A 16,998-nucleotide genomic window follows, 5' to 3' on the forward strand; every position below is an offset into this window, starting at 1 on the left:
CTGACATTACCGCCTCGAGTGGCGTTGTTGCATAAATCTGGCCGCGACATGCTGACGTTTACGCGCAACACCGTACGGGCGTGGCTCTGATAACAGTTCGGTTTCCTGCGTACATTCTCGATTTTTGCCGAGAAGATGCGCAAGGACACGACCAGCAAGCAATCGAGTTCGAAAGCCGAATACCGCGTCAAGAACTGGGCGCAGTACAACGCTGGCCTCATTGCTCGAGGGGACGTGACGGTTTAGATCGACCCAAGCCTGTTCGCGGCGCCCCCCCCGAGCTGGACGTACGTGCCCGTGGCCGCCCCTGCGTCTACCCGGATGCGCTCGTGCAGATGTTGCTCGGCCTCAAGCAGGTCTTTCGCCTGCCACTGCGCGCACTCCAAGGGTTCGCGCTCAGCCTGGGCAGCTTGCCTTCGCCGGCTTGCCGGTGCCGCCGCGCGCAGACCCTGAAGGTCGCGCTGCCAGTGCTGCACACCGGCGAGCCGTTGCACCTCGTCGTCGATAGTACTGGACCGAAGGTCTACGGCGAAGGCGAGTGGAAGGTCCGTAAACACGGCTGGTCCAAGCGCCGCACCTGGCGCAAGGTCCATCTGACGATGGACGCGAACACCGGCCAGATTTGCGCCGCGCTGATGACGCATCAGGACGAGGGAGATGGCGAAGTGCTGCCCGATCTGCTCGACCAGATTCCCGCTGACGTGGCGATCGACACCGCTGGTGGCGACGGCGCCTACAACACCAGGCCGTGCCACGCGCAGATTGCCGCGCGCGCCGCTACGCCGTCTATTCCACCACGCGAGGGCGCAATGCCCTGGCCTGACAGCACGCCCGGTGCGGCGTGGCGCAATGCGGCCATCGATGCAATCGCCCAGAGCAGCAGGAGCGAATGGAAGCAAGAGAGCGGCTACCACCGGCGCTCGCTTGCAGAGACCCTGATGTACCGCCTCAAGATACTCACGGGCCCCTGCCTGTGGGCGCGCGCGATCGGCTCCCAGGCGACCGAGGTATCGATTCGTGCAGGCGTGCTCAACCGCATGGCGGCGCTCGCCCGCCCGCCCGCAGTCCGTTCGTATGGCCTGAGGTTGAAAACATGGAGGCCACTTCGTCCCTATGCTCGATTTATGCAACAACGCCGCCTCGAGTACACCACTTAACTGGTCCCATAGAGGACGCCTTACAAGCGATCGTCGGTTCTTTCGTACCTCGCCATCCGCTCAATTTATGATGTAGGACTATATCGGTGCGGCAGCCAGGAAAATCAAATCGTTAAATGCCAGCTGTCGTTTCTCGCTTGTCCCAGTGGCCAGATGTCCCCGAGAGACGAACTCGCCGCTGTGGGTTTCGTGCCACGCCAACCCCACTGTGGCGGTATAGGAATGACGGTCGACCGCGATCAGATTGCCGTCGTGTCGTAGAAGAGCAGGGTCGGTGAACAGTGTGGCAATCAACTCTTGCAACAAATCCGTTGTGGCTGAATGCCGCCAGTACTTACGTACTGAGGTGCAAACGGCATTTAGAACGCGGATGTTTCCGATCCAAACAATCAATTTTCACAATGGCGCGAAGCGATGCATACTAGAACCTGCTGTGTAGTCGTCACTGTTATGGTTTGAAGTACTACGGTCCTGATGTTGCTTGACCTGCTAGGTGCAACCCGTGCACTACCGCCCGCACTTCCAATTGCATGCCGAGCCGGCATTTATAGGATACGCTGGGCCAAATAGTTTCGGACCTGTGAACCGACAGCTGTCAGGCCGCTGGCTGGCCAGTACCACTTTTACCTAGGCTCGCGCATAGAGCGCCGATTCGCCGGAGCAAATGAATGCACGTTGTCGATATTGATCAGATGGCCCTGTTCTTCGTGAACTCATTTGAGCTCGTGATGGTCTTCGCTAACGTCTGCGTCGTACTCGAGCTGATCTTCCCGGCCTACCGCTACAGTTTTTCGTCATACATTCGGGGCGTGCGGAACTGGATAATCCGCATCGGTTGTGGTGCATTAATCTGGCACCTTTACGCTATGGGGCTGCAATGGCTAGGGGTGAAACCACTCCTGACAGTGGATTTTGGGGCGTTGCTCCATTCCGGCAACACGATCGCCGGGGTGTTTATGGCGGTTTTTTCTGGCGTTCTGGTTGCAATTGCCGGCGACTTCTTTTACTACTGGATGCACCGCGCGCAGCACGCAATTCCGTTCCTGTGGCGCTTGCATGCGACTCATCACTCGATCCGCGAGTTGACTGCATGGAACTGTAATCATCACATTTCCGAACCGATTGTTTACGCGATGTTTGTAGCACTGCCACTCGCGCTAATCCACTTCAAGTCCGGTGTCGTGCCCGCGGTTGCCATGACGCTAATTAGCTTTCAGGCGCATCTTTCTCACTCCAGCACGCGTGTGAATCTCGGGCCGCTCCGATACATCATCGGCGATAACCAGTTTCACCGCATTCACCACTCAATGGAATCGCATCACCGGCACCAAAACTATGGATTCTTCACCACCATCTGGGACACAGTTTTTCGCACTGCATACTGGCCGGAAAAAGAGGAATGGCCGGAAGTGGGTCTTCGCAACCAACCGGAACCGCATACGGTTCGCGACTACGTTCTGTTCCCGTTTGACCAACGCCGCTGGTTCCGACCGGCAATCAAAAGTGGCAAAGGGAATGAATGACAGTTCGGCAATGTTACGGCTCATATCGCGGCTAAAAGCCAAGGGAGACCAATCTCGACTGACATCATCGACCCTATAGGAGACAGCAACCTTATGCAGCGAATGCCATTCCTCGCCGGCTGTGCCGCCACAGCTTTGATGGTTTGCAGTGCAGAAGCACAGGCCGAGGCCTGGTCTGCAACTTCGCCCGAAGCCTCGTCCTGCTATCCGTCCGATCTCCTTTTTGCTTCCAGCTCCTACGGAAGCTACACGTTCAACAATGACGTCTGGTCGCCCTGCCAAGGTGTCGCTGCAGGCAAGCAGACGATCTGGGCCAACAGCAACCTTGACTGGGGCGTCTCTTCAAATCAACCCGACACCGGCCACATCAAGTCCTATCCACACATCGGATATGCGGTCAACAAGTCCCTCAGTTCGCTTAAGTCGCTGACTGCTGTCGTCTCAGCGATCACCCCTTCTAGCGGCGCTTGGGAATCGACCTTCGATATCTGGGCCGGAAACAACGCGCATGAAATCATGATCTGGCTCAACTATACCGGATCCCCTGATGGCTGCGGCAACGTAAAACCGATTTCCGCGAACTGGACGTTTTCCGGCTGCGCGATCCCAATTCAGAAAGATGTCCAGCTGTCGGGCGCTTACTGGAATGTCTACGTGGGCAGCAATAGCAGTAACACGGTCTATTCGTTTCTTCGCACAAAAAAGACCGACCACACCACGCTCGACGTGCTGGCATTCATGAATTACCTCAAGTCGCGGAATTATTTCGATGATGTCGTGCTCGGCGATGTTCAGTACGGCTTCGAGATAACGTCGTCGCCTGGCGGTCTGCCTTTCGCGTCCAAAAACTTCTCCATCACCGCGGAGTGATATCGGCGCCTCCCGTCCTCGCCTGTATATTTATATCCGCTGGTAATGCAGAATTCTCGGAACCGGTCAGCCGGGATGACCGTCGTTCTTCCCAACGGCGAAAATTTGATTGACGTCAAGCGATCCGTGCGGTGGCGCAGGAGCAGGGTAAGCGACTCGTGCCGGCCGTTATAGACGGCGGCTGAGGGCGACATCGAAGTGATGCCCATCATTTCCAATCTGATGGGCATCACTTTGACACAGTCTGCGGAGAAGAAGCCGGGTGTTGCGGCTCACATTTTCTGCTAACGGTGTTCACAGAAGCGCTAAAGTGCCCACTAATTCGGCTAGCGCGCCTTGCAGGGATAACGATTTATCGCTTGAAGAGCGGTAGCGAAGTTGGCCGCATTGCGTAATACAGGGTGAAAGTGGTGCCCGAGAGCGTCACGGCCACATGTATCCATTGGCCGTTCTGCAGCGGCGCCTAGCCGTCGACCGGACGCTCGTTTGCGACCAGTTGAGCGTGAGCGAGAAACGCACCGTGCCACCACCGCTGTTACGGGTGAGCATCATGTAACGACGACCGGTGCACTGCACGCGCGCCCATTTGTTTCGTGCTGCTTAGAGCAGGGTCGGCCGGGATTCGCGAATATCTGAAGCTTCAGATATTAACGATTACCCCCACCGCTGAATTAGGCGAAGCTCGGTGACGGCGAAAGCGCCCTGCATTACTGAGGCGGCGCTGTGCAAGATCGACAGGATGGCAAAGGTTCGCATAATTTCCTGAACTTTTCCTACCGGCCATGATGGCCGGCAAGGAGAAGACCATGACGCATCCGGAACTGTTGCGCGGGAAGGAATACCCCGAAGCGCGCTTGCCATCAATCACGACCGCAGCCCAGTTTCTGAGCGAGTTTGATTCATACCTCGGCGCCGTCAGGGGTCTGGCGCAGGGCACCCGAAGGAAGTATGGCCGGTTCGTTCAACTCTTCCTGGATGAGTGGTGCGGTGACAGTCCGCCGAATTGGCAAGACCTTTCAACCGAACATCTCCGCACATACCTGCGTCACGAATTCTCGATCAGGAAGCGGCGGCCATCGAATTCACCGATCGTCGCGCTGCGCGCAATGTTGCGCTTTCTCGCCGTCAGGGGATTGACGCAGCCCGGTCTGGAGGAAACGCTTCCACGAATTCGGCGTTGGCGTCATGCGACGCTTCCGCCGCGTTTGTCGTGCGCCGATGTCGATCGGCTGATCAAATGCGTGGGCGATGCTGCGACGTTTCAACCATTGCGGAATACGGCAATAGTGCTGCTGCTCGCAAGAACCGGGATGCGTGCTGCCGAAGTCGCTCGCCTCAGTCTGGATGACGTTGACTGGGCCTGCGGCGTCATTCATATCCGTGAAACCAAGACCCGTCGTGACCGTGACCTGCCATTATCCCGAGATGTGGGGCGCGCCTTGCTGGCATACCTCAAACGGGAGCGTCCTCCATCATCGTACAGGACGATATTTCTGCAAGCGATTCCGCCGTCGCAGCCATTCACCGACTCCAGCGCGATTTCCAAGATCGTCCGGCGAGCCCTGATTCGAGCAGATATCGCTCCCGCACGCGGTTCAGCACACCTGATACGTCATGCCGTGGCAACAACCATGTTGACACGCGGATCGAGTTTCAAAAACATCGCCGATGTGCTGGGTCATCGATCCCTTCAGTCCACCGCCATTTACGCGAAGCTGGACCTGTCATCGCTGTCGCGCATCGCCATGCCGTGGCCGGGAGACAGATCATGAACGGTGAGGAACTTCAGGAGCTGCTGAGCCGCTACGTCGAAGACCGCAAGTTGCTGGGTTACCGGCAAGCCTATAGCGGAACGCTCGCACGTTTCGTTAAGGACATTATCCACGATCGCGCCGGTGAATCGATAAAGACTACTGATGTCATCGAATGGATCATGCGGGTTCGCCGTGCACCGTCGAGCCAGTCTGCCATCCTCAGTGCCCTGCGCGGGTTTCTGCGCTTCGTAAAGGCTGTCGATCCAGCGACCTCGGTACCCGGCAAACATCTGCTGGCAACTCCACGTCGCAATCCGCCGTACGTTCTGAGCGCTGCACAACTGCAATCGATCCTGAATCTGGCGACGACTGCGCGACCGCGGGGTGGTCTGCGATCTGCTGCCTACGTCGCAATCTTGGGGTTGCTTGCCAGTTCCGGGTTACGTATCGGCGAAGCTCTACACCTCAAGGCGATCGACGTGCACCTTGGGGAAGATCTGCCACATATCGTTGTTCGCGAAAGTAAATTCAAAAAGGCACGCATCGTACCCTTGCATCCAACAACCGCAGCTCATCTGAGGCAGTACGCCGGCCGACGGGGACACAAGTGTGCGTATTTCGGCGAAGTCGAACACGGATTTCGGTTGAAGTCGAACGGTTTCGGGGTATTCCGGAATCGGTGTTCGGCGCTCCGAAACGCGTGTTCATCTTCCCGAAATCGGTGTTCAGCCCGCCGAAACGGCTATTCACTCCGCCGAAATGCGTGTTCGGTGAGCCGAAACGAAAGGCGCGGTTTTGGTTGGCGGTACTGCGGATGGCTCAATCGGCCGGCGGTTAAGGTTGCTCCTTTTGGGAGAACCCGACGATGCCGGCTCACCGGACGACCATGCGCAAAATAAAAGATGTGCTTCGCCTGAAATGGACCTGTAATCTGTCTCACCGGCAGGTGAGCGGCGCGCTCGGGGTCGGGCTCGGCACCATTACCCAATATTTGCAGCTTGCCGCCTCGGCCGGCCTGGACTGGGCGAAGATCGAGCCGCTGTCCGAGGCAGAGCTGGAGCAGTTGCTAGTCAACGGCGCCGTTCCGACAATGGCCGCAGGCAAGCGCATGGAGCCTGACTGCGCCTGGATTCATCGGGAGTTGCGCCGCAAAGGCGTGACGTTGCAACTGCTGTGGGAAGAGTACGTTGGCGCGAACCCCGGCCAGAAGACCTTGCGCTACACGCAGTTCTGTCAGCGATACAAGGACTGGGCCCAGACGTTGAAGCGGTCGATGCCCCAGCAACATTACGCCGGTGAGAAGTTGTTCGCCGACTACGCCGGGCAAACGGTGCCGATTCTCGATCGCACCGGCGGCATTGCGTTCAAGGCGCACATCTTCGTCGCCGTGCTCGGCGCATCGAATTACACGTATGCGTGCGCCACGCGTTCGGAAGCGACACCCGACTGGATCGGCGGCCTCATTGACGCGATGGAGTTCTGCGGCGGCGTGCCAAGGCTGCTTGTGCCCGACAACCCGAGGGCACTGATCTCGAACGCCGACCGCTACGAACCCACGCTCGGCCTGACCACGCAGGACTTCGTGAGCCATTACGGTACCGCGATGCTGCCCGCGCGCCCGCGCAAGCCGAAGGATAAGGCGAAGGTCGAGGTCGGCGTACAGATCGTCGAACGATGGATTCTCGCCCACCTCCGGAATTACCGGTTCTACAGTCTGGCCGAACTGAATAAGGCGATCGCCGGGCTGATCAACGATCTGAATACTCGGCCGTTCAAGAAGCTCGATGGCACTCGACGCGAGTGGTTCGAGCGGCTCGACAAACCGGCGCTGCGCCCGCTGCCGACGCGCCGCTACGAAATCGCCACCTTCCAGAAGTGCCGCGTCAACATTGACGCGCACATCGAGGTCGACGGTCACTACTACAGCGCACCGCACAGTCTTGTGCGTCAGGAAGTGCACGCGCGCGTAACGCGTTACGGTGTGGAAGTCCTGCACGGCGGCAAGCGCGTCGCCGCCCACGCTCGCAGTCGGCTCAAGGGGAAGTACACCACCGTAGCCGAGCATATGCCTGCGGCTTACCGCGCCCACATGGAATGGACCCCGAGCCGGTTGCTGAACTGGGGCGCATCAATCGGCGTCAGCGCCGAGGCCATCGTCAGGCATTTGCTGACGAACCGTCCGCACCCGGAAATGGGATACCGCGCCTGCCTGGGTCTGCTGTCGCTGTCGCGCAAGTACGGTAAGGAGCGGCTGGAAGCGGCGTGCCAGCGCGCACTCGTGATTGGCGCGCCGACCCAGCGGTCCGTGCGCACCATCCTGCAAACCGGCTCCGACAAGCAGCCACTGCCACAAAACGGGGCCACCGAATGGCGGTCGCCCCTGCACGAGAACGTGCGAGGGCCCAAGTATTACCACTGACCCAAGGAGGTCACGATGTTGATGCAGCAAACCCTCTCCCAGCTCAAGGCCCTCAAGCTGGACGGCATGGCTCGCGCGTTCGAGGAACAGGCGACGCTGACGGCCAGCACGAGCCTGTCGTTCGAGGAACGCTTCGGCATGGTCGTGGATCGTGAGATCGCCTGGCGCGATACCCGGCGGCTTGAGCGATTGCTCAAGTCTGCGAAACTCAAGAATCCACAAGCCTGCGTTGAGGACATCGAGTACCGGCAGAGCCGTGGGCTCGACAAGAGTATCGTCGCCACACTCGCCAACTGTGACTGGATCCGCAATGCACAGAACCTCATCCTGACAGGGCCAACCGAGCACGCGACATAATGCTCACCTCGCCACGTTATTGAAGTTCAAGGGGAATTTGCTGCGGATCCTCTGGTAGCGGACCCGCGCTACGGGTTGGGACCAATGCGCAGACCTCGGGACGGTGTACATCGACGGCCTTGATGATCCAGGGTGCTCCCTTGCAGGCCTGTTTGGCCGCTAGTGTGCCGGCGCTAATCATGCGCAGAGTACTGTCATCTTGCTCGTGCCGAGAGCTTCAGCAGCTTGCTCCAGCGTCAGTTCGCCGCGCGTTTCGCGCTCGCCGCTTCGGTAGACCGCAATGTGGTGGTCGCTTCGGAACGAGCGTACCCGCATCTCTGTCCAGGTATGCCCCTTGCCAGTCCGATGGCCGAGACGGTTCAGCAGCGAGGCGATGTAAGCGTCATTTAGCTGGCGTGCGAGTTGCGTGATCAGAGTCTTGACCTCGATATCGGTGGCCCAGCGGTGCTGTCCGTTGCGGTTCTTCATCACGCTCAATTCGGTATGGTCGCCGCCCTGCCAATGAATGACAAGTTCAATATGCGTCTCGACCACGCGTGCCACAATCTCCTTGAGAACGCAGCGCAAGATGCGCTTGCGCACTTCGTTGCTTGCCGAAGGATGAGACCACACACGCGGCAAGTCCGTGCCCAGCGCCATCAGTTCTTCACGCTGCCGTGGCGTCAGACTCGAGTCAGCGTGGCTCTGTAATGCCTCGATCCCCGCCTCGCGCCGGGCGACCTCGGCGAGCCGCTCGTTCCAGCGCCGCTCGAGCTCGGCGGCTACCAGTCGATTGCCCGGGTCAACGGCATCGAACTGTCGCTGCGCACGCGCTGCCTCGAAGCGGCTTTGCTCCAACGCGAGTTCGAGCTGTCGCCGCTTTATGTGGCCGTCGTCGGCCCGTTGTTCAATAGCGCGAACCGCTGCCTGTACCCCGAGCGGACGTAGCAGGCTCAGTACTTCACGGGAGACCGACTCGTCCACGCGTAGAGCGCCGAATGAGATGCAACCATGTTCCATTCCGTGGTTAATCGCGGCGCCCCTGCAGTGGTAGCGGGCCGTGTTCCCGTTGCGGCCGCTATAGGCAACGTGCAGCTTGCGCCCGCAGTGCGCGCATCGCAGCAACCCTGCCAGCAAGGCCTCGCCGCGACGCAGCGCGCCGCGGGCCATATTGCCGCGCATGTTGGTGTTGTCGGCGATCACGCGTTGGTTGTGCTCGTAGGTATGCCAGTCAATATAGCCTTCGTGGTGGTCCTGTATCAAGACCTGCCAATGGTCCTGAGGACGACGATGGCCGCGCACGATGCACTTGCGGCCGGCTTCGATCCGCACTCGCGTTTCGGTGCGACCGAACGCGTAAGCACCGGCATAGACGGGATTAGTGAGGATCTTGAGCACCGTGTTATAGACCGGCAGCCGCCAGACCACGCGGCGCCGTCCCTCTTCGTAGACGACCGCGGGCAGTTCCATGTGCTCTTGCCGAAACCACAGCAGCGTCTGGCGCACGCTCCCAGCCTGGGCCAATCGGCTGAACACTGTCGTGATCGCCTCGCGGATACGCAGATCGGGGTCGGGCTCGATCCGGTCTCCCTCGCTGCGCACGTAGCCGATGGCAACCGTCGTGTGAAGATCACCTCGCGCAGCCTTGAGCTTGATGGCTTCGACGGACCGTTGGCGCAGAAAGGATAACTCCATCTCCGACATCGTGCCCTTCATGCCCAGCAGCAGCCGATCGTTGACGCAGCGCGGATCGTAGACGCCGTCCTCGTCCACGATGACGCTATTCACTAGTGCGCAAAATTCCAGCAGCGTGTGCCAGTCACGACCATTGCGCGCCAAACGCGACGCTTCGATGGAGACCACTGCGCCCACGTGTCCGCCGCAGATCGCTGCCAGCAGTCGCTCGAAACCCGGCCGTGCGACGCCTCCGGCGGACACGCCGAGATCGTCGTCGATAACCACGACCTCTGTCCAACCGAGTCCGCGCGCCCGATCCGCCAGAGCGTATTGCCGTCGGCGACTCTCGGGGTTGTTGCGCAATTGGTCGGCGGTGGACTGTCGTACGTATACGTAGGCGCCGCGCGCCAAATGATCAGGGCTGATCTTACTCATCATCATCCTCCGGTCGTTCCGAAACGTCTGCCTGGCTTGCCACTTGCCACAGGAGCTGGCTCAGCAGTTCGACGAGTTCGTCGTGATGCTGTTGCAGGTTCGCCAGTGGCATCGACGCGGCTACGGCGTCGAACAGGTCGGTCTGCACGAGCGGGTGCGCTCGTGGCGGGGTTGGCTTCATCGACGCCTCCGTGTGATAGGGCTGTCGTCGATGAAGATAAGGCAGAGTCGAGTTCGCGGCGCAATGCCAGCAAACAACGCAATGGCAACCGCGGTGGCAAGTGCGTGGGAACGTCGCCGGCCGTCGGCAGCGTCATCCATTGTGGAAGATGCGTCCTCGTGCCGTCGGGCTGTCGGACGATAAAGAAGTCCTCTGAGCCGTGCCTGGATTGGCCAAGTACCTCGACCTCCTGACCCGCACGAGGATGGAACGGATAGTTGATGCGAACCAGCTCTACGAGCTGTTCACGGGCAGTATGTGACTGCTTCGACTGGCGCCGGAAAAACATGGATCGCCTGCGCCTTCGGCCAGCAGGCCTGCCGACAGGGCTTCTCCGTGCTGTACGTGCGCGTCGCGCGGCTGTTCGAGGAATTGAAAATCGCCCACGGCGACGGCAGCTTTACACGTCGGCTCGCGCAGCTCGCCAAGATGGACGTCCTGTTGCTCGACGACTGGGGACTGCAGGACGTCGACCAGGGCGCGCGCAACGATCTGCTCGAAGTGCTCGACGATCGCGTCGGCACGAGATCCACGATCATTACAAGCCAATTGCCCCTTGACCACTGGCACGCCTGGCTGCAAGACCCGACTCTCGCCGACGCAATCCTCGACCGCCTCGTCCATCAGGCTCACAAGCTCCCGCTGAAGGGCGATTCGATGCGCAAGAAGAACGCACCTGATCAAAAAGTAGCCTGATCTCGAACACGCGCAGTACAATCTAAGCACTACGCAGCACTTCCCTCCTGGCCTGTTCGACTTCACCGAAACGGGCGTTCAACTTCCCCGAAATACGCACACAAGTGTCATGCAAGGCGGGCACCGATGTTCTTCGTCACAGATTGGGGACAACCGCTCGATCATGATTCCCTTGGGCGGTGGTTTGCGCGCGCAACGGCGAAGCTCGGGTTGCATTTACCCGATGGACGACGCCCGACCTTGCACTCCCTGCGGCACTCGTTCGCCGTTCATCGGCTCACACAATGGTACGAAGATGGGGCCTCGGCAGCAGAACTCGCTCCGACGCTCTCGGTCTACCTCGGCCACGTCAGCCCCAGAGAAAGCTACTGGTACGTCTCTGCAACACCTGAACTACTGGGCAGCGCATCGGACCGCTTCCGCGTGTTCGCCGCCCTGGGAGATTGATCGTGAAGTACTCCGATGCACTTGTTGGGCCACTGCTCCAGGAATTCTTCATCAAGCATCTGCTGACGCATCGAAACGTCAGCCCACAAACGCTCTCGAGTTACAGCAATGCCTTTCGCCTCCTTCTCCGGTTCATCGCCACCAAGATGAATATCCAACCGGTTGCGCTTAAGCTCGATCAGCTAAATCCGGCAGTCATTCTCGCGTTTCTCGACAGTCTTGAGGTGGAGCGCAATAACACGGTGAGATCTCGCAACGCTAGACTGGCAGCCATTCGTTCTTTCGTTGGGTCGCGATATCCAGACCCGACTTTGCGGGACTATCCACGTCCGTACTGGCGATCCCCACCAAGCGCACTGATCGCCGTTTGATCTGCGCGTTGTCACGCGCCGAAATTCAAGCGATTCTTGGTGCCCCCGACCTCTCAACGTCGAGCGGACGACGTGATCACACGATGCTGCTGACGATCTACAACACTGGTGCACGGGTCTCTGAGATTACATCAATGGCGTGCAGCCAGGTCGAACTCGGCATCCGTAGCAGTTTCGTGCAGCTCCACGGGAAAGGTCGAAAAGAGCGATGCGTCCCACTCTGGGTCAGGACCGCCGATGCGATCAGGAAATGGATGCGTGAGCAGGATGCCGCGCCTACGGCGCATCTGTTCACCAATTCTCGCGGCGAGCAACTGACCCGTAACGGCATCGACCGCATCCTGCAGAAGGCGGTTTCCGGTGCGGTGCTCGCCTGTCCGAGTCTGCGTCAAAAACACATCTCGCCTCATGTGATAAGACACGCGACGGCGACCCATCTGTTAGAGGCTGGCGTCGACATCAGCGTTATCGCACTGTGGTTGGGCCATGAAAGCATCGACACGACGCACATCTACATGGAGTCCAGCCTTGCCCACAAGGAAGAAGCGTTAGGCCGCCTGCGGCCTGCCGGACAGCGTACGCCACGATTCCACGCGACTGACAAGGTCATGACGTTCCTCGAAACTCTCTGATTATGCGCATCGCGATGGCTGGGGTTGGTCGCTGCAGAAGGCCCTCCGGCCATCGCTTCGCCTATATTCAGGGTGTGGGTAATCGTGAATACCTGAAGCTTCAGGTATTTACGAATCCCGGGCGCCCCTCTAAGCGTCATATCAATCCCACCCGCGTACCGATTGAGGAAAAGGAAAGCTGGCGCTGGCTTGAGAATATGCGCCAGTCGACTCAACTTCTCGATGACCCTGTGCGCTGCATTCACATCGGCGACCGGGAAAGCGACATCTACGAGCTGTTTTGTACCGCATACGATCTGTGCACCTACTTCCTCGTGCGTACCTGCGTCGACAGGCTCGCGGGAGATGGGCAGCACACGATCTCCAAAGCCATGCAGCATGTTCAGGTCAAGGGACTCCATCGCGTCGAGCTTCGAGATGCGAAGGGCCATCCGATAAACGCGACGCTTGAACTGCGCTATCAGCAGATGACTGTCCTGCCGCCCATCGGCAAGCAGAGCCGCTACCCTGAGTTACAGCTAACAGTCCTTCATGCACAGGAGCGCGATCCGCCGGCCGGGCGTGCTCGTATCGAATGGAAACTGATCACCAACCTGCCAGTCCGCTCGCGTGCCGAGGCGATCCAAAAGCTCGACTGGTACGCGATGCGCTGGAAAATCGAGACGTTCCACAAGATCCTGAAATCGGGCTGCAAAGCGGAGGAGTCCCGGCTTCGTACAGCCGACCGGTTAACGAACCTGATCGCGGTCTTCTGCATCCTGAGCTGGCGCATATTCTGGCTCACCATGCTCAGCCGCTCGGCGCCGCAGGCCGCCGCCGAAATCGCGTTCACCCCCACCGAAATCGAACTGCTTCAGCGCATCGTTCACGACACGCCCCACAACGCCCAGGCGCCGCCCCTCGTGCGTAACGTTATCAAGCTCGCTCAGCTGGGTGGTTACCTTGCGCGCGCCAGCGACCCTCCGCCGGGCAATACCGTTATGTGGCGCGGGATGCAACGTCTGACTGACATCCAGCTCGGCTATTGAGCTCGCGCTAAAAAGAAGTGGGTAATTGCAAGGATAGAGACGCGCTTACCCTGAGAAAAACCTGCAACCAGTAGATACCGAAACATGTTGTCGCTTTGTCAGCATGCCGTGCCCGAAATGCATTGATGCTGCCGCTTTGGCTGACTGCCCTGTGGATGGTCAGCGGCGAAACTAGCAACCAGTTGGTCAACACGCCAGGACTGGCCGGTGGGCCTGCCGAAGCGATTCCACCGTTTGACGAACTCCGGCGCAGGATCGTCGTGTGGGCCAGCGCCAGACCCCGTTCCGCGATCATTTCGACCAGATCGCGCAAGCTAAGCTTGTAGCGCAGGTACCAGCGAACACACAGAATGATCACATCGCGGTCAAAGTGACGGCCTGCAAACAGTTCGTCCAGGCTCTTCAGCTTGCTCATCATCGGTTCTCAGTTCGTTCAGCCCGACACCTTAACCGATTCGCCCCCGCGCTATTTGCACCATGAGCCATTAAAGGCAACTTCGACATACCCGCTATAAGCATAAGCCGGCAGCTGGAACGGTCCGCAACTCTTGCCATGTTGCCGCGCAGTAATGACATAACCCGTTTCTGCGGGATTGGCAGGTTGGCCAGCCCAAGTGACCTGCACGTTGCCGTTGCCGCCGACCGTTGCGGAGATCAGCGGGGCTTGGGGGACCCCGGCGGCTGGAGTGGGAATTGGCACCTGCTGCCCAAGGTTCGGACTGGCGTCGCTCACCAAGGTAGGTTGCCAACCGTCGGTGCCAGCCAGATAAATGTCAGGTGCTAGTGCGGCAGCCTCCGCCGAACTCAGCGCGACGTTGCTCTTCGGCGACGTCGTCTCGCGCTGGCCGATATCGAACGGCGCAGCCCCTTGGCCATTCATGTCGGCATACCGCGTATTGTATTCACGATAGGTGGAGGTCGGCAGATTGTTAGTGCCCGGCAGCCCGTTCAGCGGCGGGATGAACTCGATCCAGCCATCGCTGGTGAGCTGCGGTCCCATCGTGGAGTTGAGGAAGTAGACGGTTGAGTGACTTCCCCACGGACGGCCTAGCCAAGCGTTCGACATATATGGGCTCTTCGTGTGATCGAAGCCGAAGCTGCTATCCTCGCTGGCGCTCTCACGCTTTTGTGCGGTAATCGTCGCTTCACCGATCAGGCTGTCATGAATCTTGGTCTTGAGAGTGCAACCATCAAACACTGTTTTACCATTACCGAAGATATAGTCGACATTTCCCTCGACGTAGCAATTGCTGAAATAAGCTCGCCCCGGCCCATTAACGTACAGCGTATCCTGGCCACCAAGTAATCGTACCGCTCGATAGACATCCCGGTCTCCGTTCGAGCGTAAGGCTACAGCTTGGCCCTTGGCGCCAAAATCGGAAGCTTCGTAATCGGCTGAATTCCGGATGGTGAGATTGCTGAGGTAGACATCGTTGGCGACCACAGCCACGGTGTAGCTGCCAGCCGTTCCATACGGTTGCCCAGTCCCCGGATCGGTCGCGTTCGCCGAGTGATTGCCGGTGATCAAAACCTGCGATGCGTCAGTGCCGGTGCCGATCAGCTTCACGTTCGGCTTCGTAATGTCCAATGTCTCGGTATAGACACCAGGTGGGATTCGGATCACGCCGCCGCTTGGCGGAAGCGCGTCAACTGCGGCCTTGATCGTCGAAAAACTACCTCCCCCTCCGTCGTTGGCAGCTAGGATAACCCCTTTGGGATCGACATTGGTATTTAGCCCAACTGGAGTGATGCTACTGACATCGGCGGGAGGATTGCCCGGACTGCCCTTGCCACAAGGCGTGCGGATTTCTCCGGCGAGGAAAGCGCCGCTGTTGCAGGGAAGCATGTCGACATCGAGAAACAGGCTGCCCTTGAGTGATTTTTGAAAGGCAACTATCTCACGATTGGACAATGGCCCTGAGAACACGACCGCACGTTCAAATCCTGGCAAAGCCTGGACTGGAGTAAGGGTCGGAGAACCTTGACCAGGCACATTCACGGCACCAACCATCAAGGGGCCAACAGAGCCGAACGGAGCTTGATTTGGTCGTGAGGTTGGCCCTCCAGCCTCGTACGCAAAGTGCGGGAAGCCGCTGTCAAGTACCGCCTCATCCCACTGATACGCCGTGAAGGCAAGAGAGTATGTATATGGCGCAAACAGATCGATTTTGACCTTACCGTCCGGCGTAAACGTGTAATAAACCCATTCGGTACCCGAGAAGCTTCCGGTTGGTCCGAGAATGTTCATGTCCCAAGGCTTTTGCCAGTAAGCTGTCTGAGGACGCTTACTTTGCAGCAAGCTTTTACCAAAGGACCACTTCTGCCCTGTCGCACTTGGTTGAGACCCAAGCATGAAGGAGGCATAAGCCGTATTATCCGCCGAACTGAGTAGCGAGACCGATGCGCCGCCGCCCGCTGCGAAGTTATCACGGGTCCGGTGAATAACGAGAATTGTAAAACCCTTCGCTGGATCGAGCCGCGCTATTTCGTTCGTGATAATCGACGTCTGGCTGGGAAGGTTGAAGGAATTGCGATCCGTGTAGAAGTCGTAAACTATCGTTGTTCCGTTAGGAACTTGATAGTCAGTGTCGAAATCTGGCCCATGGTTATGGATAATTAGTTTTGGATAGTCATATTGTATTGGTACTACAACAGGCGTTAGCAACTGTATTTGCTTGGCACCTGCCGATTGCCGGCATTCTGCTTCGTTGGAGCATGTCTGCGCGGATGCTGGGGTTATATATAGCCCAGCAATTGCAGTGCCATGCAGCACAAAGAGTCTAAAAAGCTTTGACATGACGGAGCCACCTTGTAAAAGACAGGAATAATCTATCGCTTTAGTAAGTTGATATTTCGTCGCCCCAATGCCTGCAGCATATCCCCTACTGCATCGACCGAGTCTGTTGTTATCAGGTTGGTAGGATTTATAACTGCCATCTCCGGATCACCTCGATAATCCGGAATGATTGAGGCCGACGCTGTAGACTTCGGGTCCGTGATGTGAGCTACGCAACACATTCCGGCTGCGGTAGCCACTCCTTCTGGAAATAGATTGCTTTCTATATACGTAGCAAATCCCTTTTGCTGATCTGCATAATGGAAGTAATTTTCGAGACCATCACCTCTATAGTATTGATTCATCTCGAACTGTATAGGGAATGGCGCGGTGTTCCACTGACCGTAGTTAGTCGGCCTTGAACAATCCGCGAAGGCTTATGCGGCAAGGCTCCGAGGCCGAAATAGCATTGTGGGATTTGCAGAGACCTGGCATATTGATGCCGAAATCCTGCAAATCCTGACGAGGTGCGGATGGGTCCGAAGACGCCTGTGACAGAGGGAGATTTCTTCCGGCAGCCCCTGCGTGAGCAGATCAACCTGAAACATCCGCTGGTGCGGCTGGCTGACCTGATCAACTGGAATCGGCTGGGCATGG

At 58.4% G+C, this 16,998-nt stretch carries 12 protein-coding genes and 5 pseudogenes; 12 read left to right on the forward strand and 5 right to left on the reverse strand.

The window, feature by feature from the left end:
* Nucleotides 1-135: 135 nt before the first annotated feature.
* The 7 genes and pseudogenes from M3I56_RS31365 to M3I56_RS31395 all read left to right on the forward strand — a co-directional run.
* A pseudogene (locus tag M3I56_RS31365) lies at nucleotides 136-1,067 on the forward strand (IS5 family transposase); the annotation flags it as partial.
* 758 nt (nucleotides 1,068-1,825) lie between these two features.
* Nucleotides 1,826-2,680: a sterol desaturase family protein gene (locus tag M3I56_RS31370; RefSeq protein WP_133191099.1), complete on the forward strand. Its 855-nt coding sequence runs from the start codon at nucleotides 1,826-1,828 to the stop codon at nucleotides 2,678-2,680.
* 93 nt (nucleotides 2,681-2,773) lie between these two features.
* Entirely contained in the window at nucleotides 2,774-3,550 is a 777-nt protein-coding gene (locus tag M3I56_RS31375) for a glycosyl hydrolase (protein WP_133191097.1), read from the forward strand.
* 806 nt (nucleotides 3,551-4,356) lie between these two features.
* Nucleotides 4,357-5,322 (forward strand): tyrosine-type recombinase/integrase, encoded by a 966-nt coding sequence (locus tag M3I56_RS31380; RefSeq protein WP_254357239.1) that lies wholly within the window; start codon nucleotides 4,357-4,359, stop codon nucleotides 5,320-5,322.
* A complete protein-coding gene (locus M3I56_RS31385) occupies nucleotides 5,319-6,203 on the forward strand; it encodes a tyrosine-type recombinase/integrase (RefSeq protein WP_254357240.1) in 885 nt (294 codons plus the stop codon). Before M3I56_RS31380 ends, M3I56_RS31385 begins: the two co-directional genes overlap by 4 nt.
* A complete protein-coding gene (gene istA, locus M3I56_RS31390; RefSeq protein WP_254357241.1) occupies nucleotides 6,170-7,723 on the forward strand; it encodes an IS21 family transposase in 1,554 nt (517 codons plus the stop codon). Before M3I56_RS31385 ends, istA begins: the two co-directional genes overlap by 34 nt.
* 15 nt (nucleotides 7,724-7,738) lie before the next feature.
* Nucleotides 7,739-8,065, forward strand: a pseudogene (locus M3I56_RS31395) (ATP-binding protein); the annotation flags it as partial.
* Between the two features lie 192 nt (nucleotides 8,066-8,257).
* Here M3I56_RS31395 and M3I56_RS31400 read toward each other — a convergent pair.
* The 3 genes and pseudogenes from M3I56_RS31400 to M3I56_RS41755 form a co-directional block, all read right to left on the reverse strand.
* Entirely contained in the window at nucleotides 8,258-10,177 is a 1,920-nt protein-coding gene (locus tag M3I56_RS31400; protein WP_309249197.1) for a recombinase family protein, read from the reverse strand.
* The gene (locus tag M3I56_RS31405) at nucleotides 10,164-10,352 is read right to left on the reverse strand and encodes a hypothetical protein (RefSeq protein WP_254357242.1); all 189 of its coding nucleotides are present in this window, start codon (nucleotides 10,350-10,352) and stop codon (nucleotides 10,164-10,166) included. The genes M3I56_RS31400 and M3I56_RS31405 overlap by 14 nt, the downstream gene beginning before the upstream one ends.
* 142 nt (nucleotides 10,353-10,494) lie before the next feature.
* Nucleotides 10,495-10,680: pseudogene (locus tag M3I56_RS41755) on the reverse strand (DUF5372 family protein); the annotation flags it as partial.
* On the opposite strand from M3I56_RS41755, the pseudogene M3I56_RS31410 reads away from it, so the two are divergent.
* From M3I56_RS31410 to M3I56_RS31430, 5 genes and pseudogenes are all read left to right on the forward strand, one after another.
* Nucleotides 10,653-11,087: pseudogene (locus M3I56_RS31410) on the forward strand (ATP-binding protein); the annotation flags it as partial. The pseudogenes M3I56_RS41755 and M3I56_RS31410 overlap by 28 nt on opposite strands.
* Nucleotides 11,088-11,213: 126 nt before the next feature.
* On the forward strand, nucleotides 11,214-11,534 hold the full coding sequence (locus M3I56_RS31415) for a hypothetical protein (protein WP_254357243.1): 321 nt from the start codon (nucleotides 11,214-11,216) through the stop codon (nucleotides 11,532-11,534).
* 2 nt (nucleotides 11,535-11,536) lie between these two features.
* Nucleotides 11,537-11,905, forward strand: a complete 369-nt coding sequence (locus M3I56_RS31420; protein ID WP_254357244.1) for a site-specific integrase — start codon at nucleotides 11,537-11,539, stop codon at nucleotides 11,903-11,905.
* An 8-nt stretch (nucleotides 11,906-11,913) separates the two neighbouring features.
* Nucleotides 11,914-12,537, forward strand: coding sequence for a tyrosine-type recombinase/integrase (locus tag M3I56_RS31425; RefSeq protein ID WP_254357245.1), 624 nt, complete (start codon nucleotides 11,914-11,916; stop codon nucleotides 12,535-12,537).
* Nucleotides 12,538-12,539: 2 nt separating this feature from the next.
* Nucleotides 12,540-13,565 carry an IS4 family transposase gene (locus tag M3I56_RS31430; RefSeq protein ID WP_254357246.1) on the forward strand — a complete coding sequence of 342 codons (1,026 nt, stop codon included), beginning with the start codon at nucleotides 12,540-12,542 and terminating at the stop codon, nucleotides 13,563-13,565.
* A gap of 247 nt (nucleotides 13,566-13,812) precedes the next feature.
* On the opposite strand, the pseudogene M3I56_RS31435 reads toward M3I56_RS31430, so the two are convergent.
* Both M3I56_RS31435 and M3I56_RS31440 read right to left on the reverse strand, forming a co-directional pair.
* Nucleotides 13,813-13,980 (reverse strand): annotated as a pseudogene (locus M3I56_RS31435) (IS6 family transposase); the annotation flags it as partial.
* 51 nt (nucleotides 13,981-14,031) lie between these two features.
* Nucleotides 14,032-16,362: a pectinesterase family protein gene (locus M3I56_RS31440; protein ID WP_254357247.1), complete on the reverse strand. Its 2,331-nt coding sequence runs from the start codon at nucleotides 16,360-16,362 to the stop codon at nucleotides 14,032-14,034.
* Nucleotides 16,363-16,998: the final 636 nt, after the last annotated feature.

The organism is Paraburkholderia sp. CNPSo 3281, assembly GCF_024206515.1.
GTDB lineage: Bacteria > Pseudomonadota > Gammaproteobacteria > Burkholderiales > Burkholderiaceae > Paraburkholderia > Paraburkholderia nodosa.

Excerpts from the sequence above, each read along its gene's own strand:
- M3I56_RS31380 (WP_254357239.1), top strand. The coding sequence starts at position 4,357 with ATGACGCATCCGGAACTGTTGCGCGGGAAGGAATACCCCGAAGCGCGC.
- istA (WP_254357241.1), top strand. The coding sequence starts at position 6,170 with ATGCCGGCTCACCGGACGACCATGCGCAAAATAAAAGATGTGCTTCGC.
- M3I56_RS31400 (WP_309249197.1), bottom strand. The coding sequence starts at position 10,177 with ATGATGATGAGTAAGATCAGCCCTGATCATTTGGCGCGCGGCGCCTAC.
- M3I56_RS31385 (WP_254357240.1), top strand. The coding sequence starts at position 5,319 with ATGAACGGTGAGGAACTTCAGGAGCTGCTGAGCCGCTACGTCGAAGAC.
- M3I56_RS31415 (WP_254357243.1), top strand. The coding sequence starts at position 11,214 with ATGTTCTTCGTCACAGATTGGGGACAACCGCTCGATCATGATTCCCTT.
- M3I56_RS31370 (WP_133191099.1), top strand. The coding sequence starts at position 1,826 with ATGCACGTTGTCGATATTGATCAGATGGCCCTGTTCTTCGTGAACTCA.
- M3I56_RS31440 (WP_254357247.1), bottom strand. The coding sequence starts at position 16,362 with ATGTCAAAGCTTTTTAGACTCTTTGTGCTGCATGGCACTGCAATTGCT.
- M3I56_RS31430 (WP_254357246.1), top strand. The coding sequence starts at position 12,540 with ATGCGCATCGCGATGGCTGGGGTTGGTCGCTGCAGAAGGCCCTCCGGC.
- M3I56_RS31405 (WP_254357242.1), bottom strand. The coding sequence starts at position 10,352 with ATGAAGCCAACCCCGCCACGAGCGCACCCGCTCGTGCAGACCGACCTG.
- M3I56_RS31375 (WP_133191097.1), top strand. The coding sequence starts at position 2,774 with ATGCAGCGAATGCCATTCCTCGCCGGCTGTGCCGCCACAGCTTTGATG.